Here is a 21,592-nt window from a genome sequence, read left to right as displayed (position 1 = left end):
TAAAATTTTGACATCAAAGTTTTCTTTGATATTTTACCACTGAGAATCGGTTAAATCTGATGGATACATCAGAAAGTAAATTTATGGTTTGACAACTCAAATTTACTGACCGATTCTCATTTTTCGTGAAACTTTAGACAACCTCTAAGGTATACTGTTGGCATGACACCTTATGCCTGTATAATCAGGCAGATAATAAAAATAATGAAATCCGTAAAATTAAAATACCCATTAATCAGATTAAGCGAGAATCGGTATCAGTAGGAAGTTTTTATGGAAGTGGTATAAATTGGTGGGGAATCTTAATCGGTATTCTAATTTTTGCAGGTGTAATATTTGGTTACCGTTATTGGAAGGAATAAAAATCTTGAAATTGAAAGCAATAATGATAGGAAGGGTTCAGTACAATTTACGAAGCAATAGCAAATAATTTTGCGAGAAATGATAAATAAACATGAAGAAGGAGGGGTAGAGGTAAATCAATTTAATGAACTTTCAGAAATATCTCATAAGGCTACTAATAACCAACGAAAAATCAGGAATGCAGTAATAAAAACCCTCGGTATAAAACTGCCTACTATCACTAATTTGGAAGAAAATATCATTACAAATCAGATAGCAGAAGACAAACGGTCTTATCGTTATGTACTGACAAATGAAGCGTTTGAATTATTGAGAGGGTTGTCTATTTGAAAGAAAGAGATTGTACACAAAAAAAGAGCGTTGTGCCTACAATACTCTTTTTTTGTGCCTACAATCGGGGTTATTGTTGTGCGTGCCTACAAATTAGCCAAAATATTACCGTTTGTATTGGGCTTAGATTTATTTATACTGGACAGATTGAGGATTCTAACGCCCAAAACACGTTCAATATCTGAAATGGTTTCAATGGTAAAATTATGCGTTCCGCTCAACCATTTAGTAATTTCTGACGGTTTACGACCTACTTTGTCGGCAAATTGTTTTTTGCCTAAACCTTTTGCCTTCATTGCATCATCAATGATACAGGCAATTCGCATTTTTCGGTCTGTGCGTGCTTGTTGTTCGGGTGTTATTTCGGCTAATAAATTATCTAAAAGTGCCATTGTTGTATGTTTTAAAAGTCTTCGTTATCGTCTAAATCTTCAAAAATAAAATCTCCTGCAAAATCGTTAAAACTACTATTCCATTTTAAATCGCCATTCTGCATCGCTTGGCTCAGGCGTTTTGATATTTCACGGAGAAGGTAATTTTCTTTCTTTAATTTCGGGTCGTCCTGCAAAGTTCTTACATTCTTTGCACCGCCACCGCCTAAAACCAATAGTACCGAACCATAACGAATACAATAAAGACGTAATTTACGATTAGATTCATCGTAGAGTGCTTCAACGCCATCACCAAGTTTACCTTCGGCTTTTTTGAAAAGATGCTCTCTTGCACCTTCTTTGGTGGAAATACTCTTAATTCTTGTCAAGATTTCGAGTAATTCATTGTGATAGGTTTCGTCATTTTTATCTAAAAAATGCTCAAATAAATTTTTATCGTCATTATCAACAACGATTGAATAAATTTGAGTCTTTTGACCGCTTAGTTTATCTAATTTTACGAGTTTTAATTTCACTTTTAACTAAAATTTTACGAAGATAGTTCAATATCTGAAAACTAACAAAAAATTTATGGATTGCTTGCAATACAATCAAAGAACGTTTTCCTTGCATTTATGTTAATTGCTGTGCTTACAATTCGTTAACACTACAAAGAGAAATTTTTTAAATTTGAGTTTCGTATCAACTATGGTAAATTAGGTAGTACTATTAGTATAAATGAATGAAATTCAATCAGAATTAAATGACAATAAGAGTTGATAAAAATGCAACCAAAGAGGATATTATCAAGATTTTAGGGATGTTTGATAAGCGTAAAAAGCCATTTGAGGTACGGGACTTTATTGGAAAAATAAAGTTTAGGACAGATATTCTCGAATTACAAAAAGACCTTAGATTAGAGGTACAGTAAGTGCCTTTTTGTTAGAAAATTTTAAAAGATAAGCGAATTCTAATAATTTTTATGAATCTAAAATGATGGAGAATGTTTTACTTCAAATTTATAATATGATTTGTAGAGAGTCTTTAGCTTCATACACACAAATTATTTTAGTTGTTTTTAACAAAATTCGATGTTAAATGATAGTAATTTCGTTACTACTCAGGTTCTATTTTCTATAAATAATACAATTTATGATTAGTTACTTTAGAATATTCTCATAAAAACGTGTTCCAAAATTTTGATTTACTTTAATTTTTGTAGTTTACTGCCAATTTTCAATGAAATAGTTGAATTTCATTGAAATAGTCATATTTTTATTCAAAATAATCAATAAAAGAACCTGAGTAGTTGCGTTATTTCTATCAAATACCTGACTAATATTTCTGACTTTTAGGAATTATTGGTATAATCGCATAAAAAAACCCTTATATGTAGTATATAAGGGTTTAATGTTATTTGTAGAGAGCGAGGGATTCGAACCCCCGGACCTGTAACAGTCAACAGTTTTCAAGACTGCCGCAATCGACCACTCTGCCAGCTCTCTGTGTTTGATGATGCAAAATTAGGGCTTTCTTTCTTTCTATACAAATCTGAATGGAAAATATTTTTTCACTCATTGGTCATTTTGCTTGCCAACCACTGATTATCAGATAGATAAATTTGTAAAAACTTTTTCACATTATATTTCGTATATAGTATAAAGCAGGAGTTTTAGCGAGAATTGCCCTATTTTGGGCTTTTTTTCATTTTTAAATCACAAAAACATAAACAACATGAAAAACTTAGGAGTAATTTTATTTATGGGAATCATCATCATGGCTTGTAGCAGTTATACACAGCAAGACAAACCTAAAAAGTTTGAAGTAACTAAAACTGAAATGGAGTGGAAAAAGCAATTAACACCTGAACAATACACCGTTACCCGTCAGAAAGGCACTGAACGTGCGTTCACAGGAAATACTTGGGATAATCACGAAAAAGGAAAGTATGAGTGTATCTGTTGTAAGCAAGAATTATTCACTTCGGATACAAAATTTGAATCTGGCACAGGTTGGCCATCATTTTGGGCCCCTGTAAAAAAAGAAAATGTATTAGTAGCAACTGATAATTCATACGGAATGTCTCGTGATGAAGTGTTGTGTAGTCGTTGTGGAGCGCATTTGGGACACGTTTTTGATGATGGTCCAAAACCAACTGGAAAACGTTTTTGTATGAATTCGGCTTCGCTCAATTTTGTAAAGAAATAAGTTAGCCTGTTGAATATAGTAAAGCGTTAAACCCTTGAAGATTGGAAACATTTTCCGTAACATCTTTAAAGGTTTAACGCTTTAACTTTTCTAACACCTCAAACTTTCCAAACTTTTATCGTAAATTGTACTTTAATTTAGATACACAAATAAGCGTAAGATGGACAAAATAAAGCAACTCATTCAAAATCTTTGGATTACCTTCACTACTTCCTTGTTAAATACCCTGCACTGGTTATGGGTTCAAGTGGATATTTTGTTGGTAAAAATATTCGGAGAGGAGAAAGTAGCCACTTTTTATAAAAGACTTGATATTGTAAGAGGAACCTATTCAGATACGAAATATAAGGTTAAAGCAGCCGTTGTTCAACGTATCGATAAAGATTCTGTTTATTATAATCGTATTAAAAAATATTGGAAAATATTTGGTTGGACTGTTTTTGCAGGATTTTTCTATATTTTTTGTATTCAAACCAATTTCCTATATCTCACGGGTGAAATGCCTTCGGTTGGAGAATTGCAAAATCCCAAATTATCACAATCTTCCGAAATTTATTCTTCTGATAACGTTTTGATGGGGAAATACTTCTTAGAAAATCGTACCCCGATAAAAAATTACGATGAACTTTCTCCGTATTTAGTCAAAGCATTAGTGGCCACGGAAGATTCACGTTTTTATCAACACTCTGGCATTGACTTTAGGGCATTATTTGGGGTGGCACTTGGGGTAGTAACAGGCGCAAGTGAACGTGGGGGTGGAAGTACTATTACCCAACAATTAGCCAAAAATCTTTTCAAAACTCGCAAGAAGGAAGGCTTTACTAAAAAAGGATTATTAGCCTATATTCCAGGAGTTAAAACGTTGGTAGTCAAGACAAAAGAATGGTTGACTGCCGTTAAATTGGAACGATATTATACCAAAGATGAGATAATTTTATGGTATTTGAACACAGTTGATTTTGGTAGTAATTCTTACGGGATAAAAGTGGCCGCAAAAACATACTTTAATACTTCTCCAGATAGCTTAAAAATTCAAGAAGCAGCGGTTTTGGTAGGAATGCAAAAAGCAACCAATACGTATAATCCAAGAAGGAATTATGATAAATCGTTGGTCAGAAGAAATACGGTTTTATCACGCATGGTGAAGGCAAATTATTTGTCAAAATCAGAATACGAATCGTTGATAAAATTACCGATTGTCTTGAAAGTTAATGAAGAAACGGCTTATGATGGCACCAGTAATTATTTTAAAACTGCCGTAGCAAAAGCCTTAGAAAAATGGGCCGATTCGAGTGATGTTGATTTAGATTTATACAGAGATGGCTTAAAAATTATCACAACAATTGATTCTCGTATGCAGACTTATGCAGAGACATCCGTGCAGGAAGGCATGAAGGTTTTGCAGAAAAGTTTTGATAACCAATGGTCAGGGAAAAATCCTTGGGCGGATGAAAAAGGCGTTGAAATTCCTGGATTTGTGGATACGGTGGCAAAACGAACGTCATACTATAAGATTTTAGCTAAAAAATATAATAACAATTCGGATTCTATTTGGTATTATATGAAAAATGTAAAGCGGAAAATGTGGGTATTTTCAAGAAATGGGTCAGGTGAGGAGCAAATGACTATGAGTGCCTACGATTCAATTGTGTATTATAAAAAATTCTTGCAGGCTGGAATGATGTCAATGGATCCATTTACAGGACACGTTAAAGCGTGGGTTGGCGGACTTGACTTTCAGTACTTTAAATATGACCACGTTAATCAGGGTCGGCGTCAGCCAGGTTCTACTTTCAAACCTTTTGTCTATACTACTGCCATTGATGGCGCTAAAAATATGTCTCCTTGTTCTCAAATTAGGGACGAGCCCTTCGAGATAGAGTATGTAGAAAATGGAGAGAAAAAAATATGGAAACCACACAATGCGGATGGAAAATTTAGCTATACCACGATGTCATTACGAAGGGCAATGGCTCGTTCAATCAATTCATGTGCCGCTAAATTGACGGATGAAGTGGGGGCTGATTCTGTGGCTTATTACGCTAAGCAGATGGGTATAAAAAGTTATCTTTCACCCGTTGCTTCCATCGGTTTGGGGTCGAATGATGTTACGCTTTTTGAATTAGTGGGCGCTTATGGATGCTTTCTGAACGAAGGAATTCATACGGAACCTATGTTAGTAGTTGAAATTCAAGACCGTAATGGCAACATTATTCATACTTTTGAACCTGAACGCCATCAAGCCATCAAGAAAGAATCTGCTTTATTGATGCGATATATGCTCGAAGGAGGCTTGGAAGAACAAGGGGGAACATCCCAAAATCTATGGTCGTTCAAAGATTTATTTGATGGTAAAGACCGCTATAAATCAAGGTTTGCGGGTAAAACAGGAACAACTTCTAATCATTCAGATGGTTGGTACATGGGTTTAACAAGCAATTTAGTGACAGGCACTTGGGTAGGAGGGGACGACCGTTCCATTCACTTTAAAAGTGGGTCGTTGGGAGAAGGCTCAAAAACTGCTTTGCCTTTATTCGGGCGATATATGTCTAAAATTATCAAAGATCCAACGTTAGAAGCTTATCATCCCGTTCCATTTGCAAAACTTGACCCTAAAAGGATTTCAAAAGAATTCAATTGTACTGCTACGTATGCTGCACGTACGGATACTTTATATTATGACAGTACATTTGTGGGTTCTGATTCGATTGTTTTACCATCAAATAAGCCAATTGAAGTAAAACCAGATAGTACGATTAAGTAGTAGGATTTTACCTATATTCTATGTGGTTGCAAAATAATTACCCAATATGACTAAAGAACAAATTTTAATATACTTTCAAGAACTTCAAGATAATATTTGCAAAGCCATAGAAAAAGCCGATGGCTCCGCAAAATTTCACGAAGATAATTGGCAACGTGAAGGTGGTGGTGGCGGAAGAAGTCATGTCATTCAAAATGGAAATGTTATTGAAAAAGGGGGAGTAATGTTCTCGGCTGTTTGGGGAGATTTGCACGAAAAAATGTTGGCATCCATGGGGCTTACGGAGAAAGTTGATTTCTTCGCTACTGGCGTGTCCATCGTTATCCATCCGCAAAGTCCATTAGTGCCAATTATACACATGAATGTTCGCTATTTTGAAATGTCGAACGGAACATTTTGGTTTGGTGGAGGCATCGATTTAACACCGCATTATGTAGTTGAAGAAGATGCAAAATGGTTTCATAATTATTTAAAAAATGCTTGTGATAAACACGATAAGGCCTATTATTCGAAATTTAAAACGTGGGCGGATGATTATTTTTTCAATACGCATCGAAATGAAACTCGTGGAATTGGCGGAATATTTTTTGATTATCAGAAAACGGATGAAACACGAAATAAGCAACAATTATTTGATTTTGTAAAGGAAATTGGTGAATCTTTTGTGCCAATTTATACCCATCTTATGAAGAAAAATAAGAGCTTACCCTTTACAGAAAAAGAGAAAACGTTTCAAATGCTTCGCCGTGGAAGATACGTAGAATTTAATTTGGTACACGACCGAGGCACTAAATTCGGACTCGAAACCAACGGTAGAACAGAATCCATTTTGATGTCGATGCCTCCCGTGGCTAATTGGGTTTATAATTATCAAGCCGAGGAAGGTTCGGAAGAAGAAAAAACTTTAGGGCTTTTGAAAAAAGGGATTAATTGGGTATAGAATATATCGGGATATTATTTGCAAAATGAAGAGGTCGTCAAGCAATTGATTACCTCTTTTGTTTTCCGTCATGTAAATTCCTTACTTATGAAACGTTTTTATATTCTTTAGATTTCATAACAGTATTCCCTTTAATTCGTTATTTTTTTAACAATTTTAAACCTTTCGGATTCTTGCTAAATACCCAAATAATCCAATGCCAGAAACTAACACTAACATACACAACGAGAATTGAATCAAGGAAGGTTTGATGACCACCATTGCTCCAAAAAATTGAATAATTAAAATGATGTATAGTAAATTGGCAATTCCTTCTCTGGGCATTTTACTAATTACGAAAGCACCTAAAGGAGCGAATATAGCGACAAATGGAACACATGCCAACCAAATTTCAAAAGCTTCGGGTTGAAAATCATTGATGAGTTGGGTATGAATAAAAAGCCCCAGAATCGTTTCAATGGTCATGATAATGACTGACGAAGGTGTGGCAACTTTTTCACTTACTCGGTAATAAATAGTCATTAAACAAAAAGTGAAAATATTAATTCCTGTGCCAAAAATGGATGAAATAATCCCACCAACCAATCCGAAAATAATTAATCTTCCTCGATCAGAATTTTGAAAATCTTGAATTTTATTAAAAACTTCCCTTTGTGGACGACGATTTTGCAGCCATAAGGCGATTCCAAAACTTAAATAAAGTGATACGAAAAATAGTTTTGCTTGAACGGGAGAAACATAAGGAACTACGTAATAAGTACCGAAAAATAAACCAAATACCCCACCAATTGTGACGAAGATGATATAATTCCAATCCACTTTCAATTTCAATCCTATAATTAATAAAGAAGCGGAAGTCATGCCAATACTCTGAATAGCAAAAGCAAAATTTCGGGCAATTGGGGGAGCTATTTTTAGAATCAACGTAAAGATGGGGTACGCAATTGCCGCACTTCCTTCAGGGCTTGCTCCGGCGATAAAAGAACCAAAAATCATGGTAATTACCGTAGCCCATTGACGAGTGTAGATTTCAAAACTCTTATGGCTAAACATATACCATAACCAGCTGCTTAGTACAAAGATTAGAAAAATTAAATATATCCAAGGAATTCTCGTTTTCTGGATTTTGTTGGATAGCATAAAGATTTTGCGTTAATTTACTGCTCGGTAAGTGTTCCTTACAAATTTAGTTAATAATAAAGATTTTAAGATTGAGCAATGAAAAATTTTGAAGAAGTATTACAAAAATTAGTCGATGAGCAGGATTTTTTAAAGGGAATTCAAACTCGGATTGTGGATAATTATGACATTATGATTAAAAATCAGCAGCAAAACGCTGATAATCATGAAATGGTAATTCAGAACCAATCGACCATTATCCGTAATCAAGAAATTATTGTTAATAACCAGATGAACATCGTTCGGAACCAGAAGCAAATTGCCCAAAACCAAGTAACGCTTGATGTGATTGAACAAACACAGATTTTTTTACTAAATGCCTTGAAGAAATTGACAGGCAGTGATGAAAATTTACAAGAAACCCGAAAATTTGTTGATAGTATTAGAAAAGCCAGTGAAGAAAGTAGAAAAGGTCAGAGCTTGAACGATTCTTCAACGCTCTAATTTATCCATGAATAGAGACATGAATACCTAAATACTTGCCAATTTCTCCTCCAAAAGTCTAATTTGAGTCTGTAAGGATTTAATTTCCGAAATCTTGCTCTCCGTAAGTTGCTTTACCAATTGTAGCTGAACTTCTAAGGCTTGCACTTGTTGATGCAACAATTTATTTTGAAATTCTAACTGTTTACTCGGGTCGCTAAAATCATTTTTATCGTTCGTTTTTCGGTCAGAATTCCTGTTTAAAGAACTTTCTTGTATCTCTTCAATATTCATTTCCGAGAAATCGACATTTTGCAAATCATCTAAATTTGTTCCGAAATACCGACAAATTGCCTCGCAAACATCCAAAGATGGAAGTGTATGAGCATTTTCATAATCTGATAAAGCACTTTTACTTACGCCAAGCGTTTTTCCTAATACTTCTAAGGTTAGTTTATTCTTTTTTCTGAGCAATCTGAGATTGGTATTAAATCTATTTTCCATTAATCAGGAATTTTTTATTATTTTTCCAAATAGTTGGAAATTTTAATTAAAACTATTTTCTTTGTGTGCAATTTAACCATTTTTCCTGATTTTTCCAGAAATCAGGAAATGCTTCCAACAACTGTCTCTTTTAACTATAAAAACAATTTTAAAATGATTAAATCTTTACAGCTTATTACTGCCTTATTGTTTGGATTAAATCTGGCAAGTCAAAATATTTTAGCGCAAGGATGTGTGGCTGTTCGCCACATGAGTTGTGCCGCTGGAACTGGAGCAAATGCCTCTTCAATGATGCGCCCTGGGCAATGGCAAGTATCAATGGGTTTCCGAAGTCTATATTCCCATCGTCATTTTGTGGGTACTGAATATCAAGAAGTTCGTGCCATAAACGATACAGAGGTTAAAAATTATTCTGAGGGGCTTGATATTGGAATTACTTATTCCGTAACTGACCGTTTGAGTGTAACTTTAAACATTCCATTGGCCAGCAATACCCGTGAATCAAAATATGAACATTATGGGAATGGTACAATCGCCGCTCCAATGCCATATTTTAGTACGAAATCTTCTGGTTTAGGCGATATGCGTTTGGGCGTAAGCTATTGGTTATCTGACCCTTTGAAAAACATGAATGGAAACGTTTCTTTGGGTTTGGGCGTGAAAGCTCCAACGGGTAATTCTAATGTACAAGACGGTTTCCATAAATTAGATAAAGAAGGAAAAGACTATCTTCAAACTAAAGCGGTTGACCAATCTATCCAATTAGGTGATGGTGGCTGGGGTATCAATCTTGAGATTCAGGGTTATCAAAAACTATTCTCAAAGGCTTCGGTTTATTACAACGCATTTTATATGTTCAATCCGCAAAATACAAATAATACTTACAATAGTATTTTGGGAGATAATGTGCAAAATCCAATCACGGTTAAACATTCAATTTCAGATCAGTTTGCGGCTCGTGTGGGTGTTGCTTATGCTTTATTGCCAAAATATGGTATTTCTGCAAGCTTAGGTGGACGTGTTGAAGGTATTCCATCGGAAGATGTTTTCGGAAAAAGCGAAGGTTTCCGTCGTCCAGGTTATATTATTTCAATTGAACCTGGTATTGCCTACATGAACAAACGTAATACACTTGCGTTGAACGTGCCCATTGCCACAACCAGAAATCGTACTCGTTCGTATTCAGATTTGAAATATGGCGGGCAAGGAGATGCAGCTTTTGCAGATTATTTTATTTCGGCAACACTTTCTCATAGATTTTAGGAACTTTGCCTTGCTTTGATAGATGGATTGACACTCTTTAAAATTAAATTATCCCCAAAAAATGAAAATATTTACCAAACTGAGTTTTACGTTTATGCTTACTCTTGTAAGTCTTTTTGCCCATGCCCAAATGATGAACGATGGTATTTTTATGGCCAAAGGAAATTTTTGTGGAGGATTGACGTATGCTAATGACTCTTGGAAAAATTACTGGGAAGGTACAATATATCGTGAAAATAAAAACCTTGGTACACTCACAACGCAGTCTGTCATACTGATGGGAAATTACGGAATTTCTGACCGTTTTAATGTAATGTTTTCGCTCCCGTATATTATCACGAAGGCTTCGGCGGGTACTTCACAAGGCATGAGTGGCATGCAAGATTTAACGATGTCCGTCAAATATCGATTAATTCAAACGCATAATCTTTCGGTAATTGGTTCCATTGGCGGTTCAATTCCAACGAATAATTATGTAGCCGATTATCTTCCTTTTGCCATTGGTACTCAATCAAAAACTGGTTTTGCCAGAGGAATTTTGTATTATACTTTACCCGCAAATTTGGCTTTAACAGCGCATGGAACTTACACTGCTCGTTCAAATATCAGAGCGGATAGAGAAATGTACTATGCTGGAAAAGCATATTTTACACCTGAAATGACACTGCCAGATGTTGTGAATTTTGGTGGAAAATTCGGTCATTACTCTTATCGTTGGCAATTAGAAGCCACTTATGACCAACAGATTACGCAAGGAACACTTGATATTCGTAGAAACGATATGCCAGCACTTTGTGATAAATTTGATTATCAAAGAGTAGGTTTCATTGCTGCTTATCGAGTGCCAGCCTTGAAAGATTTGCAAATAATGGTTACGGGTGGAAAGATTCTATCGGGTCGTAATGTAGGAGAGTCAATGTCGTATTCAATTGGAATTTCAAAGTATATTGATTTCCGTAAAAATAAAACGGCAGGTATTCCAAGCGGTCCAATTTGTCGTCCAGGTGAAATGAAGCATGAAGTTAATGGAGAAATGAAAATTGGCGATCATAAATAGAAAGTAAATTTTCGCATTTTACTGTTTAAAGGTTTATTTCCAAAGTGCTTAATATTAGTTACACACTTTCAATTAATTACACATTGATAATTACTATAATGTCATTCCAAATGAAAACGATTAGTACCAAAAATATAAAATTAATTTTCCTCGCAATATTGCTAATTGCAGGGATTTCATCTTGCGAAAAGTATCTTGACAGAGATGGAACAGAATTGGGTGCATTGAATCCAATCAATACCGATGTCGCCGCAGGCGCTTGGAAAACGTATACAGGCACGGTGGTTGCTGATTATGCAACCGTTGTAACCACACCTTATGCGGTTACTTCTGCGAAATATCTTGCAGAAATTGAAGAAGTAAAATCGGAAGTTGGTAAAATTGACGATGCTCGTCGTGAGGTAATTCGTTATTGGAACGGTGGTGGTGTTTTGCGTTGGAATCAAATCATGCGTGAATTGGTGGCTAAAAATAATTTACCTCCTGCTGAAAATTCGGATTTTTCTAAAAGTACAACATTTCCGTACCCATTACCTAATTCGGCAGACCCTGATAATTTGAGTGGGAGCGGCACAACTTTCCCTTTTTCAAATCCTCCATATGCGGCTCGTGCCTATTCTTATGTGTCTGTCGCTCAGTACGATGCACTCGTAATGGCGATGGCTTTGAAAGCAAGATATGCTCGTAAATCGCCCAATGCAGTTGATGCGAGCATTGTTCCAATCATTGTAGCTGCGCCAAAATTGAATTCTTTTCCTTCGGAAGATGCGGTAATGGCGGCAGTAAGTTATGAGTTTTTGAAAAGATTATTTCCACAATCTGCCGATACGCTTTATTTATATAAGAGAAAAGAGGAGCAGAAATGGTTTAAATTATGGGCTGGTATTTCAACTCGTTCGGATATTGAAGCAGGGGAGAAATTAGGGAAAGCGGTGTATGCAAAGGTTTTTGCCCGTTTCAGAGCCGACGGAATGGCAAATGCCGTAGGTACGCAAGCCAAATGGGATAGTTTGACAAAGCGTTGTGAAGAAAGAGGTGAGATTGCGTGGAAATCACTGGAAGACGCTCCCCGTCCTCCGATGTTGGCCATGTATGGCAACGTATCAACTTGGAATATGGACAGAGCAACCTTGACGGCCATTAGTGCTTCGATACCACCACTTTTAACAAAATCGGCTGAGTTTCAAGCACAGGTTGCGGAAGTAAAAAGTTATACCGAAAATCCTACTCGTGAAAATATTGCCATCGTTCATTTTTGGGCGGATGGTGCAGGAACCCACACACCTCCTGGACACTGGAATCAAATTGCGGAGAAGTATATTGTAGCTGCCAGACAATCGGAAGTTAGAACAGCTCGTAATTATGCACTTTTAAATACTGCCATGATGGATGCCTCTGTAAGTTGCTGGTATACAAAGAGTTTCTATTACTTTCCACGTCCATCACAGATGGATCCGAGCATAAAAACATTAACAGGATTACCTAACTTTCCATCTTATACATCGGGGCATTCAACGTTTTCAGCGGCGGCAGCAACGGTGTTAAGTTATATTTTTCCAGACGGTGCAAGTTCATTTCAAGCGCAAGCACAGGAGGCTTCCATGTCTCGTTTGTACGGTGGAATTCATTACAGAATGGACTGTGAAGGGGGCTTGAAAATTGGAAAAGCAGTGGGAGATCAAGCCGTTTTACGTGGACAAAGTGACGGGGTTCAATAGAAAAGAAATGTATTAATTAATAATTTAAATAGTGGTTAGTGTTGCAAACTTCTGCCGAAATTTTCGGCAGAAGTTTTTTTTTAATTTTTGTTTTACTTATCAAAATGGATTTTAAAATTATTATCACGTATTTATTTAAAAAGGACGGCATCGCTTTAAGCGATGCCGTCCTTAAAATACCCATTCGATTGCTAAATAACAGTGTATTTAGTGATTTTAACTAAGATATTATATTTAAAATCAATCTTAAAATGGATTTTAAAATTTACTAAATATCAACTTCTTCTGCTTCCCAAACAATATTTTTCTTCTTTCCAACTTGTAACACAATACGAGTTGGTGTTGGCAATAAGATTAATTTGGCTGTTGCCGCAGGATCTGCTTCTAATTCTATTAATACACCCGCATCTTTCCCTACTTCAATACCACCGTCGGCGGTTTCCTTAAAAGTTTTTGCCAAATAAGCTGTTGGTAATAAAACATCAGATTCTGGGCAATATTCTTTATGAATGTCACTAAGAACGCCTTCTAAATAATCGCCATATTTTTCGTTAAAATCGTCTTCTAAATCGTGTAGTGCCTCTTCTACATCATCATAATCACGGTGGTCGTAACCCATTTGGCTTAATACTACTCTTTTTTCAAATAAAGAAAGGAGGTCTTTGTCAAGTGCTTGAATATTCATTGAAATTTGATTTTCGTTGGTTTGTTTCTGCAAATTTGCAAACTACTGATTTAAACACAAAGATTTAAGGAGTTTTTATTTATGATTAGCATTCAATTCTGGGCAATTAGTTTACAGAAAATGTGTTGAAATAAAGCTAAAATTTTCATCAAATGCACCAAAATTAATCGCTGTAAATCTTAAACTAAAAACGCTAAAACCTTCAAATCCCAATCATTTTGGGGATTGTGAAAGATTTTTCCTTGACTGATTTCGAGGGGAGAAGGGATATTGTTGTAGTATAATTGCCCAGTGCCAAGACCTTGAGGCATGGTATTATTGAATTCGGCGGTGAATTGGGTGATGGCATTTAAACCAACGTTCGATTCTAAAGCGGAGGTAAGCCACCAGCCAATTTTAAGGCGATTGGCGTTCTCAATCCATTCTCTACATTGCTGAAAACCTCCCAAAAGTGTTGGTTTCAGAATAATGTATTGAGGCATTATTTTCTTTAACAACTTGTATTTATCAGTGTATTCTCGAATGCCGATGAGTTCTTCGTCTAATGCAATCGGCAAGGGCGTATTCTGACACAGTTCAGCCATCAAGTCTTCATTTCCTTGACGAATGGGCTGTTCGATGGAATGAAGCTTAAATTCGGCTAATTTTTGCAGTTTTGAAAATACTTCATGGATTGAAAAAGCACCATTTGCGTCCACTCTTAGCGTAATTTTACTATCGTCGTAACGTTCACGAATATAAGCTAAAACTTCACATTCTTTCTTAAAATCAATGGCTCCAACTTTCATTTTTATGGTATCATAACCTGCGGCTAATTTCTCATCAATTTGTTTTAACATAAAATCCCGATTGCCCATCCAGACTAAACCATTAATGTTGATGGTTCGGTCGGCTTTGGCAAAGGCATTATTAAAAACGACTCTTTTTCCCCCGTTCATTAAATCAAGCATGGCTGTTTCAAAAGCAAAAACGATGGAAGGGAAGGTTTTATCAAGTACTTGGTCGAGAATGATATTCAAATTCCATGGATATACTTCAAGATCGAGTGTATTGAAATTTTCGCAGATACTTAATAGTTGTAAATCAAAATCAGGACGGTCGTCGATACTTAACCCTTTCAAAGGTGAACATTCTCCTAATCCAAAAACAGATGGGTTTTCATGGTCGAAAATTTTAACAAAGTAACTATCTTTATGCGTAAGTACGCCCCGTGACGTGCCTGCCTCGAATTTAAAATCCAGTGTATGTTTTGTGAAGACAGCTTTAAGACTCATTTTCTAAAATCTACAGTTAGGGTGTAATGGCAATAAGTTTTGAAGCTAAAATTTTAAGAAATTAGCTATTAATTTAAACATCAATTGTCTGATTTTTCGTGTGTTAAGCAATTCGAAGGAAAATCTTATTCGAAATTTGGACGTTAAAGTTTCTTAAAAGGGGTGTGAATATACTAAAAAGTCCTAACTCTTTCTGCGTTTTGTAATGTAATTTAAGATTTTTTTATTAAAAGGTGAATTTTTATTGACAATTATCAATTTACATTTAAAAGTATTCGGCTGCCATTCAAACTCATGAATTTTATATATTACATCCTCTTACCTTTTTCTTTTTTATACGGACTCGTTACTGATATTCGTAATTATGGTTATGATAAAGGTTTCTGGAAAGAAACCACCTTCGATACACCCATTATTAACGTTGGCAATCTCACTGTTGGTGGTACAGGAAAAACGCCTCACGTTGAATATTTAATACGATTATTGGCCAATAAATTTGCAATTGTTACGCTAAGTCGTGGATATGGCCGTGAAACGAAAGGATTCTTATTAGCCGATTCAAAAGCAAATGCCCATACCATTGGCGATGAACCTTATCAATTCTATCAAAAATTTAAGCAGGAAATTAATGTGGCAGTTGGCGAAGATAGGGTGGAGGCCGTTTCGAAAATAATTACGCAAAAACCGGAAACCAACCTGATTATTCTGGATGATGCCTTTCAACACCGAGCGATTAAACCCTTTTTTAATATTTTGTTGATGGATTTTTCTCGACCAATTTACGATGATTTTGTTTTTCCAGCGGGGCGATTGCGTGAGCGTAGGCACGGAGCAAAACGTACTGATGCCTTGATAGTAAGTAAATGTCCTGACGATTTTACGATTGAAAAACAAATATCCTTAACGCATAATTTGCAGTGCTATCTTCGTGAAAATACGCCGATTTTTTTTACAAAAATTTTGTATGGGAAACCGCTAAATTGTCGTTCAGAAAAAGAGAATAGTGGTTTAGGGAAAGTTATTTTATTATCTGGAATTGCGAATCCTAAGCCGTTTGAAGAATATGCAAAGCGAACATTTGAAGTAATTAATCACCTGATTTTCAAAGACCACCACGATTTTAAGGAGAAAGATTTAAGGGAAATTATGGCTCAAAACGATTTTGACGGAACGGTAATTTTAATGACTGAAAAAGATATGGTGAAATTCCAGCCTTTCTTAAATCATCCGTTATTGAAAGGAATTGAATTATATTATTTGTCGATAGAAATTGGATTCTTGAATAATGAAATGAAAGCTAATTTTGATGAATTGATTCTTTCACAATTGAGTACGGACGTTCGAACCAGTAATAATTCATAACTCATCATTGATAATTCATCATTTTATACCCCTTTTTTGCCTAAATTTGTAGTGTGAAATTAAGTATATATATCCTTGCCACGATTGGTCTTTTATTTTCAGGCTCATTGAAAGCCCAATTTCCTACTTCTATTCCCCAAAGTGGAAGTAGCTTTCCAACGGGTAATCAGCAAACGGGTTTTCCGCAGTCTAATCAACAAGATAAAGTCAAGAAAACTGTACCAAATGGTCGAATCGGCCTTGATGATTCGACCAAAGTAGTTTACGGCCCAACTTCAACAAAGTATTTTTTGGAGGAGGATGTTTTTAATAATCGTAAAAGACTTTATAATATTGATACGATTATTGAAGGGGTCCATAATTATAATTTCGTTCAACGAAACAAAAATTTGTATCAGGATTTAGGAAATATTGGCACCGCCATTCGTTCTGTATTTTACAAAGCTCCCGAAACAATTGGTACAATGCTGGGCTACGATGCCTTTTCATTGTACACTTTCAAGCCTTCTCAAGTGCGTTATTTCAACACAAAATCTCCATTTTCAAATATTATTTACGTGCCAGGGGGAAATAGCCAAGATTTATTGCAGTTTGAATTAAGTCGAAATATTGACTCACTTTGGAATGTGGGCATTAATCTGCAACGCATTTCTGCCAACAAACAATTGGTTGACCAATCGGCCGTTGCTGATAATGCAGCGATCAGTCATTGGGATTTTATGATTCATTCAAATTATCAAACCGTCAATAAAAAGTATTCCTTGTTGGCCTATTTTAATTTATCCGACCATAATTCAAATGAGCAAGGGGGTGTTGTGCAGGAGAATTATACGGTTATTCAGAATGGGGTTGATTTGCAAAAGACAAGGACTTTAGATGAAATGTTGTCATTTTCAGGAAATCGCCCTTTACTCACAAACGCTTCAACCCGTGATAATTCTTACAATTTGCATATTTACCATGAATATGTTGGGTACAAAGCATTTCAATTTTATCAAGTAATTGATTATCAGAGCCGTAAGGTGCAATTTAAAGATAATAGTTTTGCAGCAGGACTGACTAATGGATTTTATCCACAAGCTTACAAAAATCTGAGTTTTAGAGAGCATAGACTTTACAACATTACAGGCAATAATCTTTCTACCACCACAAAAGTTGACCCGACATATCATTACATTAATCCCCAGTCAGATTCGCTTTATAGTGAAACTCGTTACTCACTTTTTGAACATAAATCGGGCATTAAGGGGTTTTATAAGGGTTTCAACTACCGTTTGCACATCAGACAACGAATTTATACGTATCAAAATCCTTTTAATAGTTATCAAAATTTGCCCGTCCTAAAGTATAAGGATATTCCCATTACTTCGCCTTTTGAAACCCAAGTTTATAAATACACGACAGACACGGCTAAAGTTTACGGAAAAACGGAAAACATGGTGGGCGTTTGGCTTAATCAATATTTTAAGGATAGTACAAGGGCATTTGCTGAGGCCGAATATTTTATCGGAAATGATTATCAATTCAAATTTGAATACCAAGGAAAATGGTTGAATTTGGGCTACAGAAGTCAATCAACTTCTCCTACGTTGATTCAAAGAGCTAATTTTAACAATGGTCTTCGATGGGAAAATTATACGTCCTTTTTAAATTATTCGAGGTCTTTAGGCGTTAATGATAAAGTACAAAATAATAACATTTACGGATATGGAAGTGTAAAAGTGGGTGGATTTATGTTGCACCCAAGTGCAGACTTCAATGTTATTACCAATTATATCTATTATGATACACTCGCCTTTGTAAGGCAAAACAAAGGAACTGCCATTGGAATTTTAAAATTAGGCATTGGCTTTGATTACCGAAAAGGAAAATTCTCAACGACTAATCAATTTTATTATACTGAAAAAACGGGGCCAGATTTAATCCGTTTTCCTAAGTTTTTCGCTAATTCCAGACTCGCTTTTGATTTATTGTACAAGAAAAAACTCTACATTCAAACGGGCGTTGAATTGCATTATAAGTCAAGTTATTCAGCCGATGCGTATATGCCAGCCATTCAACAATTTCATTTGCAAGACAAACAAGCCGTTGAAGGGTATCTCAAAGCCGATATTTTTGCGGATTTACGCATCAATCGGGTAAGATTATTTTTAAAACTTTCACACGCAAATCAGGGCTTATTCAATAGTGGATATTATGTAGCACCAGGTTTTGCGGGAATGGGCCGTACTTTTGAATTTGGCGTGCATTGGTTATTGTTTGATTAATTTAGTAAAAAATAAAATTAACCTTTCCAAGCGTTTAAAACGCTTGGAAAGGTTGAAAATTCGAGAATAAATTTAGTAAAATACACTATTAAAAATTTATAAATAACCAGCACAATCTCCCAATGCAAACCTTCCTTGAACGTTCGGCGGAACATATTTATTCAAAACATAATCATGCACAATTGTCAAAAGTATGTATTGTACTTCCTTCTCGACGTGCCGTTTTATACTTCAAACAAGCACTTTCCAAACATTCGAAAGTGCCTTTTTTAGCCCCTGATGTGTTTGCGGTGGAAGATTTTATCTTGGAAATGACGGGCTTACGTCAAATTGACCAGGTAGCCTTACTTTTTGAATTATTTGATGTATTTAAAGAAATTGACCCGAATATCGTTTTTGAAAAATTCATGACTTGGGCGAGTACATTATTGACTGATTTTGATAAAATTGACCAATATTTAGTTGACCCCAAAGCCCTTTTTAGTTATATCACCGAAGCAAAAGCCTTAGAACGTTGGCAAATGCAATTGGGAGAATCGCAAAAAGGCAATAACCTAAAAACTCCTCGAACCGACCGTTATTTCAAACTTTTTGAGAATATTTATACCGTTTATCAAAATCTGAGAAGCCGTTTGATTGAAAAAGGTTTGGTGTATCGGGGAATGGCATACCGAGATTTAGCCGAAAATGTTGACAAATATATTCTCAATAAAAACAAACATGAGAAGTATTATTTTGTTGGTTTTAACGCTTTGAGTGATGCCGAAGAAAAGATAATTAGAACCCTGTTGAAACGTAAAAATTTTGCTGAAACTATCTGGGATACAGATAAATACATTCTGGAAAATACTTTTCAAAAGGCTGGAGATTGGTTGCGATATTATAAAAATGGGAAAGATTTAGAAGGAATTCCTCCGCTTTATAACGACGAATGGAATTGGGAATCGGACGAATTAATCAAAGGGAAAAAAAATATCCAAATCATTGGCGTACCCAACGCAAGCATTCAAGCAAAAGTAGCTGGGCATATTTATCGGGGTTGGAATACTTTGGAGAATCAGGAATTGGCAATTGAGGAATTAAGCAACAATATTTTGTCTTCCCAATCCCCAATCCCTAAATCCCAAACGGCTATTGTTTTGGGCGATGAAAACCTACTCGTACCAGTAATGAATTCTTTGGATGAATCGGTCAAAGATTTTAACATTACGATGGGGCTTTCATTGAGAAATTCGATGCTATTTACCTTGATTGACTCACTTTTTGAATTACAGCGAAATTTAGTAGAATTCAAAACTGAAGAAGGTGGCACGGTAAAAATTCCAAAATTCTCCCATCGTCAAGTAGTAAAAGTATTGAATCATCCATTTTTGCGGAGGTGGGAATTGATGAAATACCAAGCAACAGCGGATGCGGAAGTTTTTAATCCAATTCGTAAAACGCTTCAAGAAATTACCGACCGCAATCGGGTTTTTCTAAGTTCAAAAGAACTCGCAGAAATCTCGCAAAACGACCCAATATTTGCTGTTCTTTTCAAACATTGGAATAATAAACCGCAAAATGCCATTAAGTGTTTTTATGAGCTAATTGACTTATTGCGAGACGTTTACAAAGAAAATCAGGATGCGATTGAAACGGAATATTTGTTTCAGTTTTATCTGATTTTGCAACGAATGGACGGTATTTTGGAAAACCGAAAAGATACCGTGGCAATGCGCAGTTTTAAAATGTTTCTCTATGAATTTATTAAGCAAACCAAAATTCCGTTTGAGTCCGAAACGGATGAAAGTTTGCAGATTATGGGAATGTTGGAAACTCGAACCTTGGATTTTGAAAAAATAATTATTTTGTCGGTCAATGAAGGAACATTACCTTTGACCAATCGCCAAAATACGCTGATTCCCTTTGATGCGCTAACCGACCCACAATTCAATTTACCAACGCACCAACACGCCGATGCGGTAATGGCGTATCACTTTTTTAGGCTTTTGCAACGAGCCAAAGAAATTGTTTTGGTTCACGTTTTGCCCTCGGATACGTACGGGGCGGGAGAAAAAAGTCGTTTTATTCTGCAAATTGAGCATGAATTGGCGAAATTAAATCCCAATATTACGTTAACGTACCCAACCGTAAAATTCATTGAAGGCGAAACTAAACAGCACGATGAAACTCGTTTAGAAATTCAAAAAACGGATGATATTTTGCAATTTATGGAGAAATTAATTTCTGAAAAAGGCATTTATCCTTCCCATTTCAATCAATATATTCAGTGTTCATTGCAATATTATTTTAGCAAAATAGCAGGAATTGCCGAAGCCGAAGAAGTAGAAGAAAAAATTGGCGTTGATACCTTCGGAAATTGGATTCATAAAACCTTTGAAAATATTGACAAAGAATTTGTGGATAATGGCGGAGTCGTTGAAAAAGAGGATTTGGAAAAGGTATTAGAAAACATTGATTCATATTTAAAACAAGCCTTCAAAGAAACTAATCAAGGATTGCGAGCCGAGGAAGGCATGAATTATGTTTTGTATCAAGTTGGCGAGACAATCGTGAAGAAATTTCTGACTTACCAACTCAAAAATGAAATTTTTCCTTTAGAATTATTGGAGGTCGAGAAAACCTTGAAAGTGCAATTTGTTGCTCAGGTAAACCACAAAAATATCGTGGTGAACTTTGCAGGACGTATTGACAGAATGGACAGAACGGGTGGAAATCACGTGAGAGTAATTGATTATAAAACGGGAAAAGTAGAAGCTAAAGATTTGAAAATCAGCATCGAAGACCTCGATGTTGATTTGCTGAATAATAAAGATAAAGATAAATTTAGACAGTTGTGGTTGTATAAATACATGGTTTTGAAGCAAATGGTTTCCGTAAAAGG

18 protein-coding genes and 1 tRNA gene are annotated in these 21,592 nt (G+C 35.6%); 12 read left to right on the top strand and 7 right to left on the bottom strand.

Going from position 1 to position 21,592, the window contains the following annotated elements; genetic code table 11:
* Positions 1-441: 441 nt before the first annotated feature.
* Positions 442-693 carry a hypothetical protein gene (locus AC1W31_RS16740; protein WP_481735631.1) on the top strand — a complete coding sequence of 84 codons (252 nt, stop codon included), beginning with the start codon at positions 442-444 and terminating at the stop codon, positions 691-693.
* 86 nt (positions 694-779) lie between these two features.
* On the opposite strand, the gene AC1W31_RS16735 is transcribed toward AC1W31_RS16740, so the two are convergent.
* Together AC1W31_RS16735 and AC1W31_RS16730 are read right to left on the bottom strand one after the other, a co-directional pair.
* On the bottom strand, positions 780-1,085 hold the full coding sequence (locus AC1W31_RS16735) for a helix-turn-helix domain-containing protein (RefSeq protein WP_481735630.1): 306 nt from the start codon (positions 1,083-1,085) through the stop codon (positions 780-782).
* An 11-nt stretch (positions 1,086-1,096) separates the two neighbouring features.
* The gene (locus AC1W31_RS16730) at positions 1,097-1,600 is read right to left on the bottom strand and encodes a hypothetical protein (protein ID WP_481735629.1); all 504 of its coding nucleotides are present in this window, start codon (positions 1,598-1,600) and stop codon (positions 1,097-1,099) included.
* 227 nt (positions 1,601-1,827) lie between these two features.
* Between AC1W31_RS16730 and AC1W31_RS16725 the strand changes: the two genes are divergently transcribed.
* Positions 1,828-1,995, top strand: a complete 168-nt coding sequence (locus AC1W31_RS16725; protein WP_481735628.1) for a hypothetical protein — start codon at positions 1,828-1,830, stop codon at positions 1,993-1,995.
* Positions 1,996-2,484: 489 nt separating this feature from the next.
* Here the strand turns inward: AC1W31_RS16725 and AC1W31_RS16720 are convergent.
* Positions 2,485-2,569, bottom strand: a tRNA-Ser gene (locus AC1W31_RS16720).
* A 229-nt stretch (positions 2,570-2,798) separates the two neighbouring features.
* On the opposite strand from AC1W31_RS16720, the gene msrB reads away from it, so the two are divergent.
* From msrB to hemF, 3 genes are all read left to right on the top strand, one after another.
* Positions 2,799-3,272 (top strand): peptide-methionine (R)-S-oxide reductase MsrB, encoded by a 474-nt coding sequence (gene msrB, locus AC1W31_RS16715; RefSeq protein WP_481735627.1) that lies wholly within the window; start codon positions 2,799-2,801, stop codon positions 3,270-3,272.
* A 160-nt stretch (positions 3,273-3,432) separates the two neighbouring features.
* Positions 3,433-6,036, top strand: a complete 2,604-nt coding sequence (locus tag AC1W31_RS16710) for a penicillin-binding protein 1A (protein ID WP_481735626.1) — start codon at positions 3,433-3,435, stop codon at positions 6,034-6,036.
* 46 nt (positions 6,037-6,082) lie between these two features.
* Complete coding sequence (gene hemF, locus AC1W31_RS16705; RefSeq protein ID WP_481735625.1) at positions 6,083-6,976, top strand: oxygen-dependent coproporphyrinogen oxidase; 894 nt, start codon at positions 6,083-6,085, stop codon at positions 6,974-6,976.
* 156 nt (positions 6,977-7,132) lie between these two features.
* Here hemF and AC1W31_RS16700 read toward each other — a convergent pair whose 3' ends face one another.
* Complete coding sequence (locus AC1W31_RS16700) at positions 7,133-8,116, bottom strand: sulfite exporter TauE/SafE family protein (RefSeq protein ID WP_481735624.1); 984 nt, start codon at positions 8,114-8,116, stop codon at positions 7,133-7,135.
* Positions 8,117-8,194: 78 nt separating this feature from the next.
* On the opposite strand from AC1W31_RS16700, the gene AC1W31_RS16695 reads away from it, so the two are divergent.
* Entirely contained in the window at positions 8,195-8,599 is a 405-nt protein-coding gene (locus AC1W31_RS16695) for a hypothetical protein (protein ID WP_481735623.1), read from the top strand.
* A gap of 27 nt (positions 8,600-8,626) precedes the next feature.
* Here the strand turns inward: AC1W31_RS16695 and AC1W31_RS16690 are convergent, their stop codons facing one another.
* Positions 8,627-9,082, bottom strand: coding sequence for a helix-turn-helix transcriptional regulator (locus AC1W31_RS16690; RefSeq protein ID WP_481735622.1), 456 nt, complete (start codon positions 9,080-9,082; stop codon positions 8,627-8,629).
* A 153-nt stretch (positions 9,083-9,235) separates the two neighbouring features.
* On the opposite strand from AC1W31_RS16690, the gene AC1W31_RS16685 reads away from it, so the two are divergent.
* The 3 genes from AC1W31_RS16685 to AC1W31_RS16675 all read left to right on the top strand — a co-directional run bounded on the left by AC1W31_RS16685 (position 9,236) and on the right by AC1W31_RS16675 (position 13,120).
* Positions 9,236-10,345, top strand: a complete 1,110-nt coding sequence (locus AC1W31_RS16685) for a hypothetical protein (protein ID WP_481735621.1) — start codon at positions 9,236-9,238, stop codon at positions 10,343-10,345.
* Between the two features lie 61 nt (positions 10,346-10,406).
* Positions 10,407-11,402: a hypothetical protein gene (locus tag AC1W31_RS16680; RefSeq protein WP_481735620.1), complete on the top strand. Its 996-nt coding sequence runs from the start codon at positions 10,407-10,409 to the stop codon at positions 11,400-11,402.
* A gap of 110 nt (positions 11,403-11,512) precedes the next feature.
* Positions 11,513-13,120: a vanadium-dependent haloperoxidase gene (locus AC1W31_RS16675; RefSeq protein WP_481735619.1), complete on the top strand. Its 1,608-nt coding sequence runs from the start codon at positions 11,513-11,515 to the stop codon at positions 13,118-13,120.
* Positions 13,121-13,388: 268 nt separating this feature from the next.
* Here the strand turns inward: AC1W31_RS16675 and AC1W31_RS16670 are convergent, their stop codons facing one another.
* Together AC1W31_RS16670 and AC1W31_RS16665 are read right to left on the bottom strand one after the other, a co-directional pair.
* Positions 13,389-13,805: a hypothetical protein gene (locus tag AC1W31_RS16670; RefSeq protein WP_481735618.1), complete on the bottom strand. Its 417-nt coding sequence runs from the start codon at positions 13,803-13,805 to the stop codon at positions 13,389-13,391.
* 179 nt (positions 13,806-13,984) lie between these two features.
* Positions 13,985-15,079: an o-succinylbenzoate synthase gene (locus AC1W31_RS16665; protein ID WP_481735617.1), complete on the bottom strand. Its 1,095-nt coding sequence runs from the start codon at positions 15,077-15,079 to the stop codon at positions 13,985-13,987.
* Between the two features lie 294 nt (positions 15,080-15,373).
* Here AC1W31_RS16665 and lpxK point away from each other — a divergent pair, with 294 nt between their 5' ends.
* From lpxK to AC1W31_RS16650, 3 genes are all read left to right on the top strand, one after another.
* Positions 15,374-16,441 carry a tetraacyldisaccharide 4'-kinase gene (gene lpxK, locus AC1W31_RS16660; protein WP_481735616.1) on the top strand — a complete coding sequence of 356 codons (1,068 nt, stop codon included), beginning with the start codon at positions 15,374-15,376 and terminating at the stop codon, positions 16,439-16,441.
* Positions 16,442-16,494: 53 nt separating this feature from the next.
* Complete coding sequence (locus AC1W31_RS16655) at positions 16,495-18,708, top strand: putative porin (RefSeq protein WP_481735615.1); 2,214 nt, start codon at positions 16,495-16,497, stop codon at positions 18,706-18,708.
* Positions 18,709-18,830: 122 nt separating this feature from the next.
* The coding region (locus tag AC1W31_RS16650; protein WP_481735614.1) for a PD-(D/E)XK nuclease family protein at positions 18,831-21,592 on the top strand (2,762 nt) is incomplete at its 3' end.

It is taken from the genome of Arcicella sp., from assembly GCF_964672035.1.
Note: the sequence above shows the minus strand (reverse complement) of the source record. Positions and strands in the feature narration are given on the sequence as shown.